Source organism: Paenibacillus sp. NAIST15-1, from assembly GCF_001894745.1.
In the GTDB taxonomy this organism is placed as follows: Bacteria; Bacillota; Bacilli; order Paenibacillales; family Paenibacillaceae; genus Paenibacillus_B; species Paenibacillus_B suaedae.
This window is the reverse complement of the sequence record NZ_BBYF01000019.1, coordinates 59,940-79,478: the sequence shown is the minus strand read 5'-3', so window position 1 is coordinate 79,478 and position 19,539 is coordinate 59,940. Positions and strand designations below refer to the sequence as shown.

The window sequence follows — 19,539 nt, the reverse complement described above, 5'->3', positions numbered from 1 at the left end:
AGGTGGAATGAATCATGAATCAATTGCAAGCGGAGAAGGCAGCGAATACGGAGCAAAGAGGAACAGTAGGTCTTAAAACAATTAGTCCAGCCTACGATCCATGGGATCCGATTCGCTCTTTGCAGCAATATGGCCGTCATCTATTGACGAGTGTGGAAATGACTGTGGCCCAGGCATGCAATATGCGCTGCGAGCATTGCGCGGTAGGACACACACTCGTCGCAAATGAGCCTCCCAAGCTGCCGCTTGATCTAATGCTTCAACGTCTTGAAGAGGTTGAGCACTTGGAGACGATAAGCATTACCGGCGGTGAGCCGATGTTCCACGAGAAGACGGTCAAGGAGTATATCGTTCCTCTGTTAAAATACGCACGTGAGCGCGGGGTACGTTCCCAGATCAACTCGAACTTGACGATGGACATGCGCAGATACGAGATGGTTGCTCCCTATTTGGATGTCATGCATATTTCATTCAACTACACATGTATGGAGGACTTCCATGCAGTCGGCTTTACGCACAGCAGCCACGAAGTCAAATCTGGAGCCGCAGGTCGACTGTATGAGCGCATGATCGAGAATACACGCAAGCTGAGTGAGGCAGGCATGTATATTTCCGCGGAATCGATGGTCAACTATCGGACGCATGACAAGTTAAGCGAAATTCATCAGATCATCGATGAAATGGGATGCAAGCGACATGAGGTTCACCCGATGTACCCGAGCTCCTTCGCGGAGAACTTGCCGGTGCTTCCAATCGAACAATTGCGTACCTCTATTCATCGGTTGCTGGATACTCGCAATAAGGACATGTGGATGTTGTTCGGCACGCTGCCGTTCTTCTCCTGTAATTCGAATGAGGAGGATCAAGCGCTGCTCCGCCGCCTCCATAGGGAACCAATGGTGACTGTGCGCAACGATCCGGATGGCCGCAATCGATTGAATGTCAACTTGTTTAGCGGGGATATCTATGTTACGGACTTTGCAGATATTCCAGCGTTCGGCAGCATCTACTCAGGCAAGCTTGACGATACATTCAATGCTTGGCTGAATGAACATCCGCTCTCCAGAACGGTGGATTGCCATTGTCCGCAAGCATCCTGCTGCGGGCCGAACTTGCTCGTTGCGGATATGTACTATCGAGGTGTTAATTTCAAAGAACGGACAGCGGTGATGTCTTAGTTCATCCATAAGGAAGCGGGTGGGTTCATTGTACCCACCCGCTTCTCTTAACGGGATTGCTGCTCCAAATGATTCGCAATCAGCTTACCATGATGGCGGCCAGACTCTATAAATATCTCATTGGCATCCCGGCCTGATGAGATGACTCCAGCTACATACAATCCAGGGACATTCGTCTCCATCGTATCAGGATCGAATATCGGTTTCTCGCGATCGCTCTGCAGCTCAATTCCGCTAGCAGTCAGCATCGTTCGATCCGGTCTGAATCCGGTCAAGGCGAGGACGAAGTCGCTTGCGATGACATCCGTGCCCCCCTCATTACGCTCAATATGAACCTTATCAGGTTCGATGCCTACAACTCGAGAATGATAGTGCATGTCAATATGTCCCTTCGCGATCATACTCTCGAAAATGGGACGTACCCATGGCTTAATATGAGCAGTTAACTCATCACCGCGGTATACAACCGTCACCTTAGCTCCAACTCGCATAAGTTCAAGTGCAGCATCAACGGCTGAATTGTTGCCGCCAATAATAACAACATTCATCCCGGCATAAGGGTGAGCTTCTTGGAAATAGTGCGATACATGCGGAAGTGTCTCTCCTGGGATCCCAAGCATGTTCGGATGATCAAAATACCCTGTTGCAATGACTACATAACGCGCGCGGTGCGAGCTGGATAAGCCGCTGCGTGTCGTAGAATGGACGGTGAACGTGCCATCCTCTTCTTTGTGAACGTGCTTTACTTCTTCATAAGATCGAATTCGCAGCTGATATCGCTCCGCAACTTTGCGGTAGTAGACAAGTGCTTCATCCCGGTAGGGCTTGTCGTGCGGGCTGGCGAATGGCATGCCGCCGATCTCGAGCATTTCCGGTGTACTGAAAAATTGCAAATGGGTAGGATAACGATATATTGAGTTCACAACACAGTGCTTCTCAATGATGAGCGGATTCATACCAATCCGTTGTAATTCTATAGCAGCGGACAGTCCACATGGACCCGCGCCGATGATGATCGCCTGTTCCAATTGATTCGCCTCCGTATGACTAGTTGGTTGCTGTATAATCCAGTGCCTAGTATATTCAACATCCTTATCATATCGAACGTGAAGAGAATTGGCTATCCTCATCCTGACATATTGATTACAAAACATTTACAATATTACTAATGATTCGACGATCGATGTTGTGTACAATGATGTATAGTCTGTGCAATGTCAACCATAGAATTGGAGGGAAAGTAATGACTACAATTTCTGACGTATCTCGTACTGCGAGTACTTTGAAGCGCCCGGAGGCGATGATTTTTGATATGGATGGAACGCTGTTCAAGACAGAGACGTTGTTGATTCCGGCGTACCACAGAACATTTGACCAGCTTCGCAATGAGGGACTGTTCGAAGGGCCAACCCCGCCGGAGGAGCGCATCTTAAGCTCTCTTGGTATGCTGCTTGCAGATATTTGGGAGCGGGTTATGCCAGAGTCCAGCGAAGAGGCAAGACTGCGCGCAGATGATCTGCTGCTCGAAAATGAGTTGAAGGGCTTGCAAGAGGGTGGGACGGAGCTGTACCCGCAAGTGGAGGAAACACTTGCCAAATTGCGAGAAGCTGGTGTAAAGTTATTTGTGGCAAGTAATGGGTTGGAAGAATATGTGCAAGGTGTAGCTGCTGCGCACGGATTGACCGAGCTATTCACGGAGCTGTATAGTGCTGGAGGCCGGCAGACTTCGACGAAGGTGGAGCTTGTAGAGCTTCTGTTGAAGGAGCATGGTATCTCCTCAGCATGGATGGTTGGTGATCGCTCTTCAGACGTGGAGGCCGGCAAAGAAAATGGACAGACGGTTATCGGCTGTCAATATGCAGGTTTCGGTGCGGACGAAGAGTTGAAGGGCTCGGACGTTCTTATCCATAACTTCGATGAGTTGCTGGAATTGTATGCTTCATCGGAACAATAACAACAATTAACAATTACTGAAGGGAAGACAATAATGAAGAAGTAACGTAAGCATGTACCGTGGTGGGCCAGGCCGCCTCCATTGTTCATAGTAGTTGAACCAACAATGCGTTCGCGCGTAACTACTATTTAAACAATATGGAGGCTGATTGGAATGAGTAAACCTGAGATGAATGTTGCTATCGTATGTGGACCGGATTGTGATATGGAGACGCAAGCGCTTCGAGCTACCTTGGAGTACTTTGGAGCTCGGGTGTTCATGTATTGGGTAGGAAGACCGAATGACTTTATCGATGTATTATCCGGCAAGGATCTGTTCCCTAATACGGATCTCGTCATTTTGAACTTTCATGGCGACGAGGGCCGCTTTGTGATGCCTGAGATTGGGGACGAGGTATATGAGGAAGGGGAGCCGCGTGGTGATTTCGGCAGCGAGGCAGTTAGGCAATTTGCCAAGCTCGATGGCCGGACGGTCGTCTGCAACGGATGTGATCTGGGCAATAAGGAGATGGCCGAGGCATTCTTGGATGGTGGCTGCCAGACTTATATTGGGCCTGATGATTATCCATATGGGAACAGCACGTTGATGTTCGTCACCCGTTTCTGTTATGAACTGATCCAGAACAAACGAAGCGTTCAGCAGGCTTATGAACTCGCTCGTGCCGCGGACGAAGATACGATGATGTATCAACTGTATACGAAGTAAGAGAGGAGATGCCGCACACTTGTGCGGCATCTTTGCTATGTATGTGAACATAAATAGGGTTGACCCAAGTGGTGAGTAGGGGTAAGATGGATGGAAAACTTTAGGGAGGCGGGGATGAATGATTCGTATGATGAAACCCAAAAGATTGAAGCAAGGCTCGAAAATTGCGGTGATATCTCCATCGAGTGGACTCCCATACTTATTTCCAGAAACCTTCGAGCTTGGGCTGAGCAACCTGCGGGAGATGTTCGGATTTGACATCATCGAAATGCCGACAGCTAGGATGGAGCCGACTGAATTGTATCGCTATCCAGAGCTGCGAGCGCAGGATATCAACCGATGCTTCGGTGATTCAAGCATCGACGGCATCATTTGTTCCATTGGCGGTTATGAATCAATTCGAATATTGCCCTATTTGGATACTGAAATCATCATGAACAATCCAAAGTTCATTATGGGATTTTCCGATGCAACAACGTTCCTCTCGTACTTGAATCAGCTCGGAATGATCACCTTCTACGGCCCATCAATATTGGCGGGAATAGCCCAATTGAAGCATCTGCCTGAAGCGTATTCAGAGCATCTTCGTGATTTCTTCTTCTCGGATCAATTTCCCTACAACTATGCTCCATATCGTCGGTGGATCAACGGATACAAGGATTGGGGCAATCTCGATACACTTGGAGAGTGCCAGGAATTTTACCCTAATGGGGATGGATGGAGGTTCTTGCAAGGAAGTTCTGTCCAGCAGGGTGAAGTATGGGGCGGCTGTATTGAAGTACTGGAATTTATGAAATCGACAACGTACTGGCCTGATCCATCGTTCTGGGACAATAAGATTCTCTGCTTCGAAACTTCTGAGGAGAAGCCTTCACCGATGCATGTAGGCTACATGCTGCGCAACTATGGGATGCAGGGTGTGTATGAGAAGGTGAAGGGAATTATATTCGGTAGAGCCAAGGACTATAGTGAGGAAGAAAATAAACAATTGTACGACATTATCGTCAATATTGTAGAAGGGGAATTCGGTGCCGGAGATCTGCCAATTGTTGTGAACTTCGACTTCGGCCATACGGATCCGAAGCTTATCTTGCCATTAGGCGGAAGAGTGGAGCTTCGCCCTCATACCAATGAGGTAGTGCTTCTCGAAAACCCATTTCGTGACTAGATGCGAACAACCCACATCACCGTATCCATAGGTACGCGCGATGTGGGTTGAGCGCTATTATTTTATTTCTGGTCTTTACCGGATGAGAGTGCTCCTTCAACAATGGAGATAGCCGCATCTCCTTGGCGCTTCCCCTTCTGGCGATATAGCCATGATGCATATTCCATTGGCCGTGCGATTGCATTCCGATAAGTATCCCGATCCCCGATTCGATGGAACACTTCCCGTGCAGGCTTCGGATTTACTTCGAGCAGCCATACTTGCCCCTTGCGGTCGATCGCGAGATCCAGTGCCAATTCACATAAGGCTCCATATTTCTCTTCTAGGAACTGTGCGATCTCGAGACTGATCCTCTCTGCGTCATCCTTCACTTCTGCAATTCGATGCTCATCGCCTATCCATCTGCGGAGCAGTTCATCCATCCGAACCGCCTCGCCGCCGCCATGCAGGTTGGACGTGATGCTTTTATTTGCTCCAACCCGACCCGCACAGCCTGTCACTTCCCATTTGCCTTCGCCATTTTTTTGCACGAGCATGCGATAATCATGCACGCGTCCGTTCGGCAGCTTCAATGCAATCCCTTGTTGGACGAGATAACGGTCTCTAGCTCTCCAGGCAGCCAGTTTCCTTGCTAGTTGGCCAATCGTGAGCTTCTGCGGACGAATAATCCGGCGCTGATGATCACGCCCTTGTACGAATACGGTGGTGGGATTGAGAGACGAACGCTCGATACGCATAATGCCCCTTCCACCTGTACCGTTTATCGGCTTTAAATAGATTAAGGAATGAGAGCGCAGCATACTCTGCAGATCCTGCATTGACTGATATAAGCGGGTAGTTGGCAAGTGCCCCTTGACCGAAGGGACGGTCGACAGCACCTGGTGAATCGTCCATTTGTTGCGCAGCGGCCGATTTAAGAACAGCAGGTGATTGTACTTGCTGCGGAATCGGCGAAGCTGAGTGAAGCGATGGCTGTTTTGGAGACGGCATCGATCAAATATCATATTCGGAAAACGCGTCCATTTCCGTGTCCAGCGCCTCGTTTCTGGATGATAACACATCGCGTGAATGCGTCGATGTTGGTCATCAACATCCTGTGGTGTGAACACATATACGTCGAGTCCTATTTTTTTGCCGGCTGTGATCATGCGCTGATAGATGAGGCGCTCTTCCAGATGCTTTCGTTCATTCAAGTATAGCGTCAATATACCGAGTGTCGGTTGACTCAAGCTGTATCACCTTCTTCCCGTCCCTTATCCGCCTAATTTGGCAAGATATTGGCAGTATTGAAATATACGCTCGAGCGAACGTTGGCGGATATGAGGCTCATCGAACTTCATCGGTTTGGCATTTGCTTCGAAGAACCAAATGCTTCCGCCAGCATCGACACCTAAATCCATAGACATCTCTCCATGTAGATGCCCGGATGCACGCTCGATCTGTCTTGCGATAATCAGCGAAGCATGTCTGGCACGAATCATGATGCGCTTAGATTGCTCATTACCGAACACAGAGATTAAGAGCTTCTCCGGGTCGTCTATACTACCGCCGCGAGGCACATGTGTCGTAATGCTCATTGTACCTGCGACACGTGCGCCCACGCCTGTAACCTCCCATTGTCCCCGGCCGTTCTTCTGAATCAGGACACGAAGGTCGAAGGGGCGACGATTGCTGGCAGCAAGTGGAATGCCTTGTTGCACAATATAGTCGTGAGCGCCGGCTTCCTTACGGATACGGCTCCAAAGCTTTGAGATTGTAGCGCATTTATACGATACGCTCTTCTTTTTTTCCTGGATCTTCAGACGGTACTTGAGTGCCTTGGTATGATTCACGCGAAGAGTCATAATCCCTGCGCCTGCTTTGCCGGATTCCGGCTTCAAGAACAAGTAAGGATGTTTATGCAGCATTTTACCTAATGCGGCCGAGGTTTTCAGCCGTCTGGTTGAAGGGATATACTTTTTCGTAATTTTTGATTTTTTCAGCCATTCGAATAAGTGCCATTTATTGAAAAAGTATGGGTTGAACAACTTGATCGAAGGATGTGCGAGCACCTCTTTAATCTTGCTGCGAACCGCTGGAAGACTCTCATCCTCACGAAGGGGGATGCGATTATAGATAACGTGCGGAAGCGGGAACCACTCCTGCTTCCACACATTATTCTCATAGGAATAACCGATGACACGCTTCGCGTGAAGCTTCAAATCCCGAACTGTTAGAAGAAAAACAGTAAACCCCATTTCTCTCCCCTTTTTGATAATATCGGCAAAATTATCTCGGTTGCCGCGGAAGTACTCTCTGTCATCATCCATCGTTAGAATTGCAATGACAGGTGTTTGTGCTGTTTGTTCGTTCCCACTCACGTGATCTCCCCCCTGCGGAATTTGCTTAGGTACAGGCAGTGATCCAAAATATGTTCAATGGAAGCTTGCCCTTCATTCTTAAGGGAAGGGTGCTTGAATATCGAGCGTCCCGGCTTCGCATTTGCCTCGAACATCCAGACCTGCTCATCACGGTCAATCCCAATATCGAAGCCAAGCTCTCCGATCAAATGCGGATGATTGCGCTCAATTGCTTCCGCCAACTGGATGGCGATCTTCCTCGCCTTGTCGAGCACTTCGTCTGAGCGTTCTCCGAATGCACGTTGAAGTGCCTGGGAAGGAGTCATGAGTCTACCGCCATTTTTGACGTGAGTGGTTACACTGCCTTTGCCGGCCTTCTTGGCGCCTATGCCCACCACCGCCCACTTGTTATCTCCGTTCTTATGCATATGGAAGCGGAAATCAATCGGACATCCGTCGATCTCGATGAGACGAACGCCCTGTTGAATGACATAATTGCGTAGGCTGCGTCCGTGTCTCGCTTCGAGCATGCGCATCAGACTGGAGAAGGAGCGGAAGCGAAGGAGTACGTTCTTGCCATTTGAAGTATACCGGGCGAAGAACCCCTTCTTCGGCAAGTAGGTCAGCCGATAGATACCGATGCCAAGACTGCCTCCAGAAGGCTTATAATACGCAAACTGATGTCGTTCCAGCATGGTTCGGATTGTGTCTGATGATGGATTCATGATGGATTCAGGAACATGCTGATTGGCTTCTAATTCATTCTTGAGCAGGGCATATACATCCGATTTATTGAAGAAGCTCCAGTTGAAGAACGGGATTTTTTTGCGTGTGAACCGTTCACGAAGCGTATTGTAAGAGCCGGATGTTTCGGCACGTCTGCTAGGCAAGCGGTTGTATACGACATCAGGCAGCGGTACGGTTCGCCTTATCCAGCCCCCCGAAGGACCAAGAAAATAGCCAAGCACCGTATCGTTATTCCAATTAATGTCGCGGGGAGCGAATGCGAACACATATGCTTTCTTATTGCCTGTGCGAAGGATCTGTCTAATAAATCCTGTACGGCTGCCGAAGGGAGTTGAAGATGAGCGGGACGTTCCGTCAGACATTATGCCAATGAGAGGGCCGATATGAATGTCGCCTTCAGCTTCATTCAGCAGATATACAGATCCAGATTTAGGGACGCGTACGGCTGAGCGTAATCCTGCCGTTACATAGAGATGCTTGCCGGGCTTCTGGATCGGTCTGACTGAAGCTGGAATGATCGTCTTTCCGAGCCTGAGCCGTACCGATCTTTTGCCGGCAAGTTTGAGCTGTTTTAATAAGGAGTTGGATACATATAAAATTTTTTCGGAATTTGGCGTCAAATGGACGTTGCATACCGTCAAACTCATGAACTGACCCTCCTAAGGTACCGAACCAACACATGGCGTGCGTACAAGATGGGATTTTCCACTGATTGCAGGGCAGCTTCGTATTCTCCGGTGTGTCTGAATACGGATCTGCCAGGTTTGGAATTGACCTCGAGCAGCCAAGGGCGAGCCTTGAGGTCAATTCCATAGTCGAGGCCGATCTCGCTTATTCGCCCATATTGGGCTTCCAGAAGCGGTGGAATGTATTCGCTGTACGTACTCAGTTGTTCTATAAGCCGATGAACATGATTCGGTTCGAATTGGCTTTCCAAGAATGGTATGACCGAGACGGCGCGACCGCCTCCGTGCAGATTAGATGTGACGCTGTCAGGCTGGCCGACCCTTGCTGCCATACCGGTTAGAACCCAACGGCCGTTTCCGTTTTTTTGCATAAGAACACGGACATCGAACGGCTCTCCTTCTTGGGTAACCAATGATAAATAGGGTTGTATGACAAATCTGCGCTTGCCGACAAATTGTTCGATCCAAGCGAATCCTTCCTGAGGCCGGGAGAAGCTGTGTTGTATGGGATGATTATCGTCGTCCCTTCCACGAAGCTCCAAAGTGCCGGGAAGAGCAGTTGATATCGAATCAGTCTTCTCCTTATCGTTGTCGCGGTAGCGAACATGCAGTGTAGACTTTCCATGAGTGCCGCCATGTGGCTTCAGAAATAGGCCGCCATGATAACGATTCAACAGAGCTGCGAGACTGGAGATGCCTACGAACAACCGAGTGGGAGGCAGTATAGGAGACAGGGATGAATCCTTGCGCATTGAACGATAGATATCCCATTTTCCTCGTAAGCCGATGCCGAGAAGCGTGACGTTCGCCAACTGCTTCATACGGGTGATGGCAGCTTGTGTTTTACGGTATTGCTGCGGATTGCTGTAGGAGCATCTGTCATAAGCGAGCCGGGGAAGGGGGAATGTACGCCGTTCCCATCCTGACTTCCCATATACAAATGCATGAACGGTGCAGTCACCCCAATGTATCCATAACGGGGAGAACACGATAACACGGATACCGTGCTTACGACCGGCAATACAAAGTTTGCGGCAGTAGTCCGCTTCCGCAAATGGCAGCGTTCCTGTGCCTTCACATTGCAGAACGCCAAGCGTCAGCGCAGAAGGTTCTGACATGTTCATTGCTGCCACCTCCTTAGATCCCGGTTAGAAATCGAGAGTAATCCACGATTTTGCGCACAGAGGGCCGTATTTTTCGATCGCCTAAAGGCGTGTTGTCGTTTTTGGATGGTTTGGAATTGACCTCGAGGAGCCAGACCTTCCCCGAGTTATCTACAGCAAGATCGATGCCGAGCTCACCGAAATGAGCGGGAATATAAGTGTCTACACCTTGAGCGATGTCAAGTGCAGCTCGCCTCAGCCGTGCACTTACATCATTCTTCACCGAAGGAGGCAGGTTCGTACGGAATATGGCTTCCTTCACGGTACTGAGTGAGCCGCCGCGTGCCAGGTTGGATACAAAGTGCTGATTGCTCGCAATGCGGGCGACGATCGAAGTGATCGTCCATTTGCCGGAAGCGTTCTTCTGGACGAGTGCTCGGAAATCCACCGGACGCCTACTATGATCGATTAGCGTCAGTCCCTGCTGAATTTGGTAGTGGTTCGTTTTCAACTTGCCAGATAAGCTGGAGAAGACCTTAGTAAGACTGCTAAACTGCTGTCGTTTTGTTCCGTTTAAGGTGGAATATAAGGCTTGATAACTGTGATCCGGGAGCCGAGTGATGCGAATAATGCCTTTGCCAAGGCTGCCGCGTGCGGGCTTTAAGAACACAGTGGTATAACGGCTGCACATGCTTTTTAAGGTGGAGAAGGTACGGAGCGAGTAAGACTCCGGCAAATACTTGGATAGCTCTGCATGAGGTCTGAGTGCTTCGAACACTTCTGTTTTATCCAAGAATTTTTCATTGAAGACAACGGACTGATATCGCGATTTTACTTCTTTCATAAAATGCTGTACGCTAGGTTTGTTCTCCAGCTTGCGTGACGTCAATCGGTTGTTGATAATATCCGGTATCGGCATCGTAACTCGTTGCCAGCTACCATTGGTATTGACCCACGCTTTGACGTTGTGGAGGTCTTGGATATGATCGGGTGTGAAGAAGCATACCCATGCTCCTTGGAGCTGGCATGCATCGACCAATTCCTTGCAGAAAGAGGTAATAGAACCGAATGGCTTATCCGGCATGCTCGGATAATCACGGCTTACTAATACACCAATAAGCGGTCCAAGGCTCAAGATTTGGCTCGATGTCTTGTAGGCCGCACGCAGTGACTGGCCGTTCGTCAGCCCCATCTTTCGTGCAAGTGAGTGATTCATTCGTAGCCCGTCGAAGCGGGAGACGGATATTACTGTCACGCGCTGCTTGAAGGAACCGAACTTCAGAGTCAGCGGCTGGTTGACAGGAACCTTCCACAGCTTGACATAAGCCTCTCCCAACATGAGCACATCGTCTTGCAAGAGGCTGGAGCTGATCAACTGGAGCGTCACTTTTGATTTAGACATGGAGGTTCTCCTTCCAACAACAACTTGCAGTCATTCATACGATCCCATCTGCATGGGTCGATACAGATAGACCGTATACGTTAATTCATCATATGAGGACATATTTCCCTTGGTGATTGACCTATTGAAGGAAATAAAAAGGGGGAATAGACATGCCGGTATGGCTGTTTATCAGTTTTAGTGTTGTCGTTGCTGCTATCGTAGGTGGGGTTACCAACCATTTTGCGATCAAAATGCTTTTTCATCCGCGCAAAGCCATGTATATTGGCCGCTGGCGCATACCATTTACACCAGGACTTATTCCGAAGCGCAGAGAGGATATTGCCGCTTCTTTCGGTGACGTTGTAGCCGAATATTTAGTTACAAGTGATGGGCTCCGTACGATGCTGAATAGGCCCGATACTCGTGAGAAGGCGACAGAAACGGTTCTGCGCATGACTCAGAATTGGTCGGAAGATGACAGAACGGTCAAAGAGTGGGCGGTCAAGTTGTTTCCGGATAAGGAATGGGATGAGATTCGGGATCAATCTGCGCATCGATTGCAGGAATGGACGGCAAATGGGGTTAAGAAGTGGCTCGAGGGGAAAGGCTGGGATGAGCGCCCTCTGATTGAATGGCTTCCTGAAGGGTGGGAGCAGTCATCTGCGAAATGGGCAGACAAAGCCGCAGCTGTGATGCTGTCATCGTTCGAGAAGGAATTGACCTCGTTGCAGGGACAACTGCTCATGACGAAGCTGGCGAAGGATGTCATTGATCGTGCCTCAGGTTTCTTTGGCGCTATGGCAGCGATATTTGTGGATGAGGATAAGCTCGTAACCAAGATGATGCCTGTGCTCGTCGAACAGCTTCGCTCGCCTAAAGTTCGCGCGACCGTTGCAGGTTTCATTTTATCGAAACTTGGTGAATGGCTACAAGAGACACCTGCTCAGATTGTTCGCTCGTGGACGGATATACCCGAAGAGACGAATTCCCTTGATTATATTGCGAGCCAAGCCGCTGCGATGATTCAGTGGCCGAAGCGGATCGATCGACTTGGCGAGATTCAGCCGGCGCATCTGGTTGGCAAGTATGAAGCAGTGTGGAGCGGCTATATTCCACGAGCTGTGGAGGCAGCATTTGCGCTATTGGATCGCAATCTGGACGCTATTGTTCGCGCAGCCCGCTTGCAGGAAGTGGTACGCACTCAGGTGGAGCAATTCCCGATTGAACGTCTGGAGACGATCATTTTAAGTGTGTCGGGCAAGGAGTTCCGAGCAATTACATGGCTGGGGGCTTTGCTTGGAGGTATTATTGGATTGGTGCAGGCTTTTGTTCTGTTAGCTGTCGGATAAACGTCATATTTGGATGAGGACAGTAATATGGAACTATGATATGCTGAAGATTGTATTTTTTGCGGGAGGTAATGAATGATGAGCGTATACGACAAAGCGCACGACTTGGCACGTGCATTGCAGTCCTCTGAAGAGGCCAAAGCTGTAGAAGAAGCAATGATAGCAGTGGATGCGAACCCTGAAGGCAAGCAGATGCTGGATGATTTCCGTGCACGTCAGATGGATATGCAGCAAAAGATGATGACAGGTGAAATGCCAGATCAAGAAGAGATGGAAAAGATGGAGAAATTGTTCCAAGTGATCAGCATGAATGCGGATATTGCGAAGCTGTTCGATGCTGAACGCCGCCTTGCCGTTGTCATTCAAGATGTGAATAAGATCGTCTCTGAATCGCTAGGCCACCTGTATCAATAAGGACAAGAAAGAAGTCATGGGATTCATATAACCGGCATACGCTCTAGTATAGGACAAGAATAGAGATGATGCTTCAGATATCACGGCTCGTCTCAAGTAAGGAGCGTAACGGGATGAAAACGGAACATCATACGGCTATTGTGAAACCACGGAATAACTGGAAGCATGTCATATCCATCATTCTGGTTGTAGCGATGCTGATTTATGTATTGCCTACATTGAGCTTCAAGGATGGCTGGACAGCAGCTTCGACGTTCGGCGTTGTATGGATTGCGTTTGCATTGTTGATTGTTGCTGCTCATTTGCACCGCTTGCTGCGGGTGGATGAGGAGACGGAACAGCGTTTGCAGAAGATTAAGCGTGAGAAATATAGACGCCTGGAAGAGCGTATGAAGCGGCAGCCAGCCAGGTTGAAGTAAGCATAATAGCTGAGGAATAGAGTCTCTCCATTAGGAGGGGCTCTATTTTTTTGGTTCTGAACCGCTGATTGCGGTCATAATTGTGACATTGTGGGGCAGAGAAGCATCGCTGAAGTGTTGGAAACAGCATTGTTTTTTGAGTTGGCATTTGGGGTATTTGTCATGTTAAATGGGTTTCATTGGGAAAAAAATTAAAAATTGAAATTTGAAAAAGGCTAAGATATAATACTCACATCTGTCAAATGAGAACCATATTAACAAAATGGTCATTCGGTCAATAAGGAGGTGAAAGCGTGAATAGTATTCGTTTTTTCTGGTCGGAATTCGTGGCGAATATCCGTACCAAAGATGTGCTTGTACCCGTTTTGGGCCTGCTCATTATCCCGCTGCTGTATTGCGGCGTATATCTGGTTGCGAATTGGGATCCTTATAGCAATGTCAAGCATATGCCTGTCGCTGTCGTCAACGAGGATCGACCGGTGATGTACGAAGGGAAAGAGATTGCCATCGGCAGAGAGCTGATCGAGAAGCTGCGCGATAATGAGAAGGTAGAGTTTCATTTTGTAAGCAGGCAGGAAGCGGAACGGGGATTAAGCGAGAACAAGTTCTACTTGATGATCCGCATCCCTGAACAAATGTCGCATAATGCAACGACGATCCTTGATCCGCACCCGCAGCCGATGAACCTGATATACACAGAGAACAGCAGTTATAACTTTATTTCGGGACAGATCTCAGATAAAGTAGTGCAGAACATCAAGGCAGAATTGTCGCGAAAGGTAACGGAAACATATGTTGAGCAAATGTTCAATGCGATTGACAAAGTAGCGGATGGATTGAATGCTGCTAGTGAAGGTGCGAGCCAAATTGAGCAAGGCTTAGGCCAGCTAGGTGAGGGGATTGAGAGGTTCCGCGATGAATTGAATGCGGCGGTCGATTCGAAGACCTCTCAGGCTGGAACGATGGTGGAACGTGCCTTGGAGGAGAACAAAGAGAAGCTTGATCAGATGATTCATAAGGAAATCGATGAAGCGATCCGCAGCAATAAACCGAAGATGATGGATAAGATTCATCGTGAAATTGATACGCAATCTGATAAGTATTATGATATCGTGCACGATTCGCTGCATATCAAAATTGACGAGCTTGTTCGCACCAAATCTATGCCGGCTAAGGAAAAAGTACATGAACAAATTGATCTGCAAGCTAACAAGTATGGTGAGCAAATTCGGGAGAATATGCATAAAGAAATTGATCATGCTTATGAAGCGAACTTGAACAATGTATTGGTGAAGATCAGCAAGGAGCTTGATGATTCGATAACGAAGATGGAGCCTGCAGCTCGTGCCAAGATGCATACCATCATCGATAATGAGTACAGCAAGCTCGACAGCACGATTCGTTCGTCCATTCATCGCTACATTGATGAGAAGGTGGATGCGATCTTTGACGGTGCAATTCAGCGTGGCAAGGATGAGATGAACAAGATCCACGAGGATTTGAAAATACTTGAGGAGAAGCTTAAGCCCTTTGAAGAACAGATTCCGCCTGCTATGAAACCGCAGTGGGATGAGTTGAAGAAGAAACTGGGGGATGCTCGTGCGAAGGCCAGGGATCAGCTGAACGGCGATAATCTGTTGGCGCTCAAGAATAAGGTGAAGCAGGATCTAACGGAGCTTGCGGATAGAGAGCTGAGCAAGGTGGGAAGTTCGCTTGTGAAGAAGCTGCACGAGGCAGCGGATCAGAAGTTCGATGAAGTCTTCCCACAGATACGCTCCATGGCGAACCGCATGGTGATTGCGAAGGCGAATGAATTGGCTCCTCAACTGCGAGACAAGGCGCATGAGCTTGCAGAAAATATGTATCAGCAGAAGTCGAAGCAGCTAGTCGATACGCTGCATACGCTTGTTGATGAGAAATGGAAGGAATACGAGCCGAAAGTCGTTAACGGCATTCATCATAAAGTAAATGATGAGTTGAACCGATTGGCGCCAGAGATTACGAAGAAGCTGCATAAGGCAGCGGACGACAAAGTAAATGCGATGGAGCCTATGGCGCGTGATATGCTGCATAATTTGGCGGATATGAAGCTGAATGAAGCAGCCAGTCATGTGCAGAAGGTTATGTTCCAGAAGATGAGTAATATGCTGAATCAGGTAGAGAAGGCCAAGGCCTCGATTAACGACGGATTTGCGATGCTTTTAGATGGTCAGAAGCGACTGCAAGATGGAGGCGCAGAGCTGCGCGACAAGCTGAGAGAGGGTGCAGAGAAGGCGATGCAGCACCCGACCGACAAAACGTATGAGATGATCTCATCTCCGGTAGGCAGTGACAAGCTGGATAATCATGACGTCACAACGTATGGCGTTGGTATGGCCCCGTATTTCTTATCGCTTGGATTCTTCGTGGGTGCACTTATGTTCTCCATGGTCTATCCGTTGAAACAAACAAGCGGGAGGCCCCCATCTGGTATGGCTTGGATGGTAAGTAAATTTGGCTTTATGACAGTCGAGAGCATTCTGCAAGTGATCATCTGCGGTACAGTTGTACTTACGGTCATTACCCTGCCTGTAACCAATATACCGATGTTCTTCCTTGTATGCTTGACAACGAGCTTAACCTTCTTTGCCTTGATCCAATTTTTCATTACGACGTTTGGCAATGTAGGCCGGTTTATCATTATTATTTTGCTCGTGCTGCAGTTGTCTTCAACGGCAGGAACGTTCCCAATTGAGCTGACACCGCCATTTTTCCAAATGCTTCATCCATGGCTTCCGATGACGTACACAATACGGGCTTTCCGTGGTGTTATCTCACTAGGTGATATGAGCTATGTATGGATGAATCTCGGATTCCTGTCGGTGTACATTGGACTCGCACTGGCAGCAAGCAGCTTGTCGTTCCAAATGTTCTATCGCAAGCTGGTGAACAAGGAGAAGGCAGATTCATCCGCAGTGATTGCGGGATAAGGCTGTGTATTCCCTCGTATGCTTAGCTAACAAGCTGGTATCTGAATCGTCAGATGCCAGCTTGTTTATTTTGCAGTTACCTATAAATATATGGTAAACTAAGCACAGAATACAACAGTTCGGGATATAGGGGTGTAACAGATGGATGGCCATGATGCGACGCTAACGAAGCACGAACAATTGCTGCAGCATATTGAAAGTTTGAAGCCGGGGACGAAAATATCGGTTCGTAAGTTGGCGAAGGAAATGGGCGTTAGTGAGGGAACCGCCTATCGTGCCGTGAAGGAAGCAGAGAGCATCGGGATCGTCGTCACGAAGGAACGTATTGGCACGGTTCGGGTAGAGAAGAAGCCGCGCAATATGTCCGAACAGCTGACATTCGGTGAAGTTGTCGATATTTTAGGCGGTCATGTTCTTGGCGGAAGCCGCGGTCTGATGAAGACGCTGAACAAATACGTCATCGGCGCGATGAAGCTGGATGCCATGGCTCGGTATATTGATGCAGGGAGCTTGCTCATTGTCGGGAACCGCGAGGATGCTCATCGTCTTGCGCTTCAGCATGGAGCAGGTGTACTTATAACGGGTGGATTCGGAACAAGCCGAGAGGTGAAGCTGCTGGCCGATGCGCTGGACTTGCCAATTATCTCTTCGAAGTACGATACATTTACAGTCGGCTCTATGATCAACCGCGCGCTGTTCGACCGGTTAATTAAGAAGAAGATTATGATCGTTGAAGACATCGTTACAGCGAAAGACAAAATGATTGTGCTGCGTCCATCCAGCACAGTTGGCGACTTCCAACGACTGCGTGATGAGACAAGTCATACTCGATTCCCCGTCGTAGACGAGTGGTACCGGGTTATTGGTATGATTACATACAAGGATGTGCTGGGGGCTGAACCAGACACGAGCATTGAAAAGCTCTATACGCGGAGTCCGATCACGGCTACGCTGCAGACGACGCTCGCTTCGGCAGCGCATACGATGGTGTGGGAGGGCGTTGAACTGCTCCCGATCGTCGATCGCAACCGCAAGCTCATTGCTGTAGTGACCAGGCGGCAGGTGCTGCAGGCGATGCGTGATGCCCGTAAGGAGCCGCATCTCGGGGAGACGTTCGATGACCTGATATGGAATGGGTTCGAAGAAGAGCGGGACGATAAGGGGCAGCTCTTTTTCCGTGGTGTCATCACACCACAGATGGTGAATGGATTCGGTTCTGTATCGGAGGGCATCTTATCCACCATTATGACGCAGGCCGCTTTGCGGGCGGTGAAGGATGTTCGCAGCTATGATCACGTTATGGAGAATATGACAACTTATTACGTCCGCCCGCTTCAAATCGAGGATATCGTTACGCTGCATCCGGAATTTATCGAGATGAGCCGCAAGTTTTGCAAGCTGGAATTGTCCATCCGCCACGGAGAGCATCTCGTCGCCAAAGCAATGATGACCGCACAGTCGATCGATCACGACTAGCGCACAGCTATGCACCGCAGTAGGGACTTAATGTTTCGGAGAGAGAATGTATGTCTAGTTGTCTAATCCAAATGAATACGCAAAGAGCAACTGGGACTTAGGTATATGGATAGGGATACTTCACGACGAGCAAATAAATGGGATTGCCTCTGCTGCTGTAACGCGGCATATGAGAGGCAATCCCATTTTGTTGATGAGGCGATTATTTTTTACCTGCGGAATAGATGGCTTGATAATGGCTGTGATTGCGCAGCCCAGCGAACAAATTGAATAATCCGATTACGAGCAGTACAGCTCCTACAATGACTCTAACTGTCGATGCTGTGAACATGAAAATTTGGATCGTTGCGATGAGCAGCAGCATAATTCCCATACACATATTCATTCTAGCCGCATACAAGCCACGAAGCGCTGTGGCCTGCTCACGTCTTGAACGAAAGCTGTAATACACAGACATTCCTGAAGTCACACAAATCAGGATAATGAGCACCCATTGGATAGTTTCCATCGATTAAGCAACTCTCCTTCTTTGACAATATGGAAACGAATACAATCTAAACTCCTTTATATTACCATATTCCAGGGGGCTGTCCTACAAGATTTAGTGGGATGCCTAAGCGAGTGATGATTCTCTTAAGGGGATGTTGGCACATAAGGATGTACATCAATCCACACATGAAGCACTCCTTCGGTGACGAGCATTGTTCGGAGCTGAACCGTGTAGTCCTTGTCATTCACGTCGGGATATATTTTACGGGACAAAAGCCCTTCCACAAGCTTGCTGTACTCATCAATTTTGAACACGTTGCGTCCCTTCAATACGGCCAAGTCCTTGAGCAAGCGCCGTCGCAGTTCCATTTCATCTGCTTGCGGGATGCTTGTGTCGTTCTGCTGTTTGTAGATGTGAAGGTCGATGCTTTTAATAATGGTTTTCCGATTTTTGTAGCGAAGCAAGTCTTCCGTTTCAGCCTTGTAATGGGCAAGACGGTCGCGCAGATCAATATTGATCATCATGACCTCATTAAATTGACGCAAATAGACCGCATGGTAGATTCCCGCACCGATGACGCTGCCGACAATGATGAGTGCGAGATTGCTGAGCCATAATGGGGTTTTACGCTGGCGCATCGTGCAAGCTCCTTCCTTCCCTTGACTCCTTTACGCGATGTTATGCGCGATTCCGGCGTAAGAAGTGGTTGATGCAGAATGAAATCGGTGGCGTATTGCGTTATACGCGTTCCCGGCAAATCCAGTGAACGAGCTCTGTGCTGAGGTGAGCTCCCAAGAATGATACGAAAATGAAGATGAGCTGCTTAAAGACTGGATTCAAGTTGCCCATCCAGAAGTTGCTCTCGATGACTCGGATCGGGTCGATCGTTCCACCTACGGCAGCTACGACTGCCCATATTTTAAGATGCTCCGCAATATGGCGCATCGTATCAGAAGGGGGTTGAAGAGCGATGACGGACCCTATGCCCGCCAGTATGGCACCTCCGAGCACGATGCCGAAGGCGATGAAGAAATCGAGAAGTGCTTTCGAGAGAAATGAACCCATCGTAACGCCCCTTTTCACATAGAATTGCCCTTTGTACATGTATAGGACTTGCTGGCGGAATTATGATACAATAAGAGACGAAAATATGTTCGT

At 48.6% G+C, this 19,539-nt stretch carries 18 protein-coding genes; 9 read left to right on the top strand and 9 right to left on the bottom strand.

What is annotated here, in order from left to right:
* Window positions 1-14 precede the first annotated feature (14 nt).
* Complete coding sequence (gene yfkAB / locus PBN151_RS26050; RefSeq protein WP_021252186.1) at window positions 15-1,178, top strand: radical SAM/CxCxxxxC motif protein YfkAB; 1,164 nt, start codon at window positions 15-17, stop codon at window positions 1,176-1,178.
* Window positions 1,179-1,225: 47 nt separating this feature from the next.
* On the opposite strand, the gene PBN151_RS26045 is transcribed toward yfkAB, so the two are convergent.
* On the bottom strand, window positions 1,226-2,206 hold the full coding sequence (locus PBN151_RS26045; protein ID WP_072731499.1) for a YpdA family putative bacillithiol disulfide reductase: 981 nt from the start codon (window positions 2,204-2,206) through the stop codon (window positions 1,226-1,228).
* Window positions 2,207-2,421: 215 nt separating this feature from the next.
* Between PBN151_RS26045 and PBN151_RS26040 the strand changes: the two genes are divergently transcribed.
* From PBN151_RS26040 to PBN151_RS26030, 3 genes are all read left to right on the top strand, one after another.
* The gene (locus PBN151_RS26040; RefSeq protein ID WP_072731498.1) at window positions 2,422-3,132 is read left to right on the top strand and encodes an HAD family hydrolase; all 711 of its coding nucleotides are present in this window, start codon (window positions 2,422-2,424) and stop codon (window positions 3,130-3,132) included.
* A gap of 153 nt (window positions 3,133-3,285) precedes the next feature.
* On the top strand, window positions 3,286-3,837 hold the full coding sequence (locus tag PBN151_RS26035) for a delta-aminolevulinic acid dehydratase (RefSeq protein ID WP_072731497.1): 552 nt from the start codon (window positions 3,286-3,288) through the stop codon (window positions 3,835-3,837).
* Between the two features lie 118 nt (window positions 3,838-3,955).
* Entirely contained in the window at window positions 3,956-5,005 is a 1,050-nt protein-coding gene (locus PBN151_RS26030) for a S66 family peptidase (RefSeq protein ID WP_227775092.1), read from the top strand.
* A gap of 62 nt (window positions 5,006-5,067) precedes the next feature.
* Here PBN151_RS26030 and PBN151_RS26025 read toward each other — a convergent pair whose 3' ends face one another.
* From PBN151_RS26025 to PBN151_RS26005, 5 genes are read right to left on the bottom strand one after another with little or no spacing between them, the layout of a single operon-like run.
* Entirely contained in the window at window positions 5,068-6,234 is a 1,167-nt protein-coding gene (locus PBN151_RS26025) for a YheC/YheD family endospore coat-associated protein (RefSeq protein ID WP_072731496.1), read from the bottom strand.
* A 24-nt stretch (window positions 6,235-6,258) separates the two neighbouring features.
* Window positions 6,259-7,365, bottom strand: coding sequence for a YheC/YheD family endospore coat-associated protein (locus PBN151_RS26020; RefSeq protein WP_072731493.1), 1,107 nt, complete (start codon window positions 7,363-7,365; stop codon window positions 6,259-6,261).
* Complete coding sequence (locus PBN151_RS26015; protein ID WP_072731490.1) at window positions 7,362-8,738, bottom strand: YheC/YheD family endospore coat-associated protein; 1,377 nt, start codon at window positions 8,736-8,738, stop codon at window positions 7,362-7,364. Before PBN151_RS26015 ends, PBN151_RS26020 begins: the two co-directional genes overlap by 4 nt.
* A complete protein-coding gene (locus PBN151_RS26010) occupies window positions 8,735-9,901 on the bottom strand; it encodes a YheC/YheD family endospore coat-associated protein (RefSeq protein WP_072731489.1) in 1,167 nt (388 codons plus the stop codon). Before PBN151_RS26010 ends, PBN151_RS26015 begins: the two co-directional genes overlap by 4 nt.
* Window positions 9,902-9,914: 13 nt before the next feature.
* Complete coding sequence (locus PBN151_RS26005; protein ID WP_072731487.1) at window positions 9,915-11,282, bottom strand: YheC/YheD family endospore coat-associated protein; 1,368 nt, start codon at window positions 11,280-11,282, stop codon at window positions 9,915-9,917.
* 152 nt (window positions 11,283-11,434) lie between these two features.
* Here PBN151_RS26005 and PBN151_RS26000 point away from each other — a divergent pair, with 152 nt between their 5' ends.
* The 5 genes from PBN151_RS26000 to PBN151_RS25980 all read left to right on the top strand — a co-directional run bounded on the left by PBN151_RS26000 (window position 11,435) and on the right by PBN151_RS25980 (window position 17,891).
* Complete coding sequence (locus PBN151_RS26000) at window positions 11,435-12,613, top strand: DUF445 domain-containing protein (RefSeq protein ID WP_072731486.1); 1,179 nt, start codon at window positions 11,435-11,437, stop codon at window positions 12,611-12,613.
* A gap of 78 nt (window positions 12,614-12,691) precedes the next feature.
* Window positions 12,692-13,027: a YlbF/YmcA family competence regulator gene (locus tag PBN151_RS25995; protein ID WP_072731485.1), complete on the top strand. Its 336-nt coding sequence runs from the start codon at window positions 12,692-12,694 to the stop codon at window positions 13,025-13,027.
* A 113-nt stretch (window positions 13,028-13,140) separates the two neighbouring features.
* Window positions 13,141-13,446, top strand: a complete 306-nt coding sequence (locus PBN151_RS25990; protein ID WP_072731483.1) for a hypothetical protein — start codon at window positions 13,141-13,143, stop codon at window positions 13,444-13,446.
* Between the two features lie 293 nt (window positions 13,447-13,739).
* Window positions 13,740-16,415: a YhgE/Pip domain-containing protein gene (locus PBN151_RS25985; protein WP_072731482.1), complete on the top strand. Its 2,676-nt coding sequence runs from the start codon at window positions 13,740-13,742 to the stop codon at window positions 16,413-16,415.
* A 141-nt stretch (window positions 16,416-16,556) separates the two neighbouring features.
* On the top strand, window positions 16,557-17,891 hold the full coding sequence (locus PBN151_RS25980; RefSeq protein WP_072731480.1) for a DRTGG domain-containing protein: 1,335 nt from the start codon (window positions 16,557-16,559) through the stop codon (window positions 17,889-17,891).
* Window positions 17,892-18,093: 202 nt separating this feature from the next.
* Here the strand turns inward: PBN151_RS25980 and PBN151_RS25975 are convergent, their stop codons facing one another.
* From PBN151_RS25975 to PBN151_RS25965, 3 genes are all read right to left on the bottom strand, one after another.
* Window positions 18,094-18,399 carry a YtpI family protein gene (locus PBN151_RS25975; RefSeq protein ID WP_021252171.1) on the bottom strand — a complete coding sequence of 102 codons (306 nt, stop codon included), beginning with the start codon at window positions 18,397-18,399 and terminating at the stop codon, window positions 18,094-18,096.
* A 125-nt stretch (window positions 18,400-18,524) separates the two neighbouring features.
* Window positions 18,525-19,019 carry a sporulation membrane protein YtrI gene (locus PBN151_RS25970; RefSeq protein ID WP_072731479.1) on the bottom strand — a complete coding sequence of 165 codons (495 nt, stop codon included), beginning with the start codon at window positions 19,017-19,019 and terminating at the stop codon, window positions 18,525-18,527.
* A 100-nt stretch (window positions 19,020-19,119) separates the two neighbouring features.
* Window positions 19,120-19,446: a YtrH family sporulation protein gene (locus PBN151_RS25965; protein ID WP_072731478.1), complete on the bottom strand. Its 327-nt coding sequence runs from the start codon at window positions 19,444-19,446 to the stop codon at window positions 19,120-19,122.
* Between the last annotated feature and the right edge of the window lie 93 nt (window positions 19,447-19,539).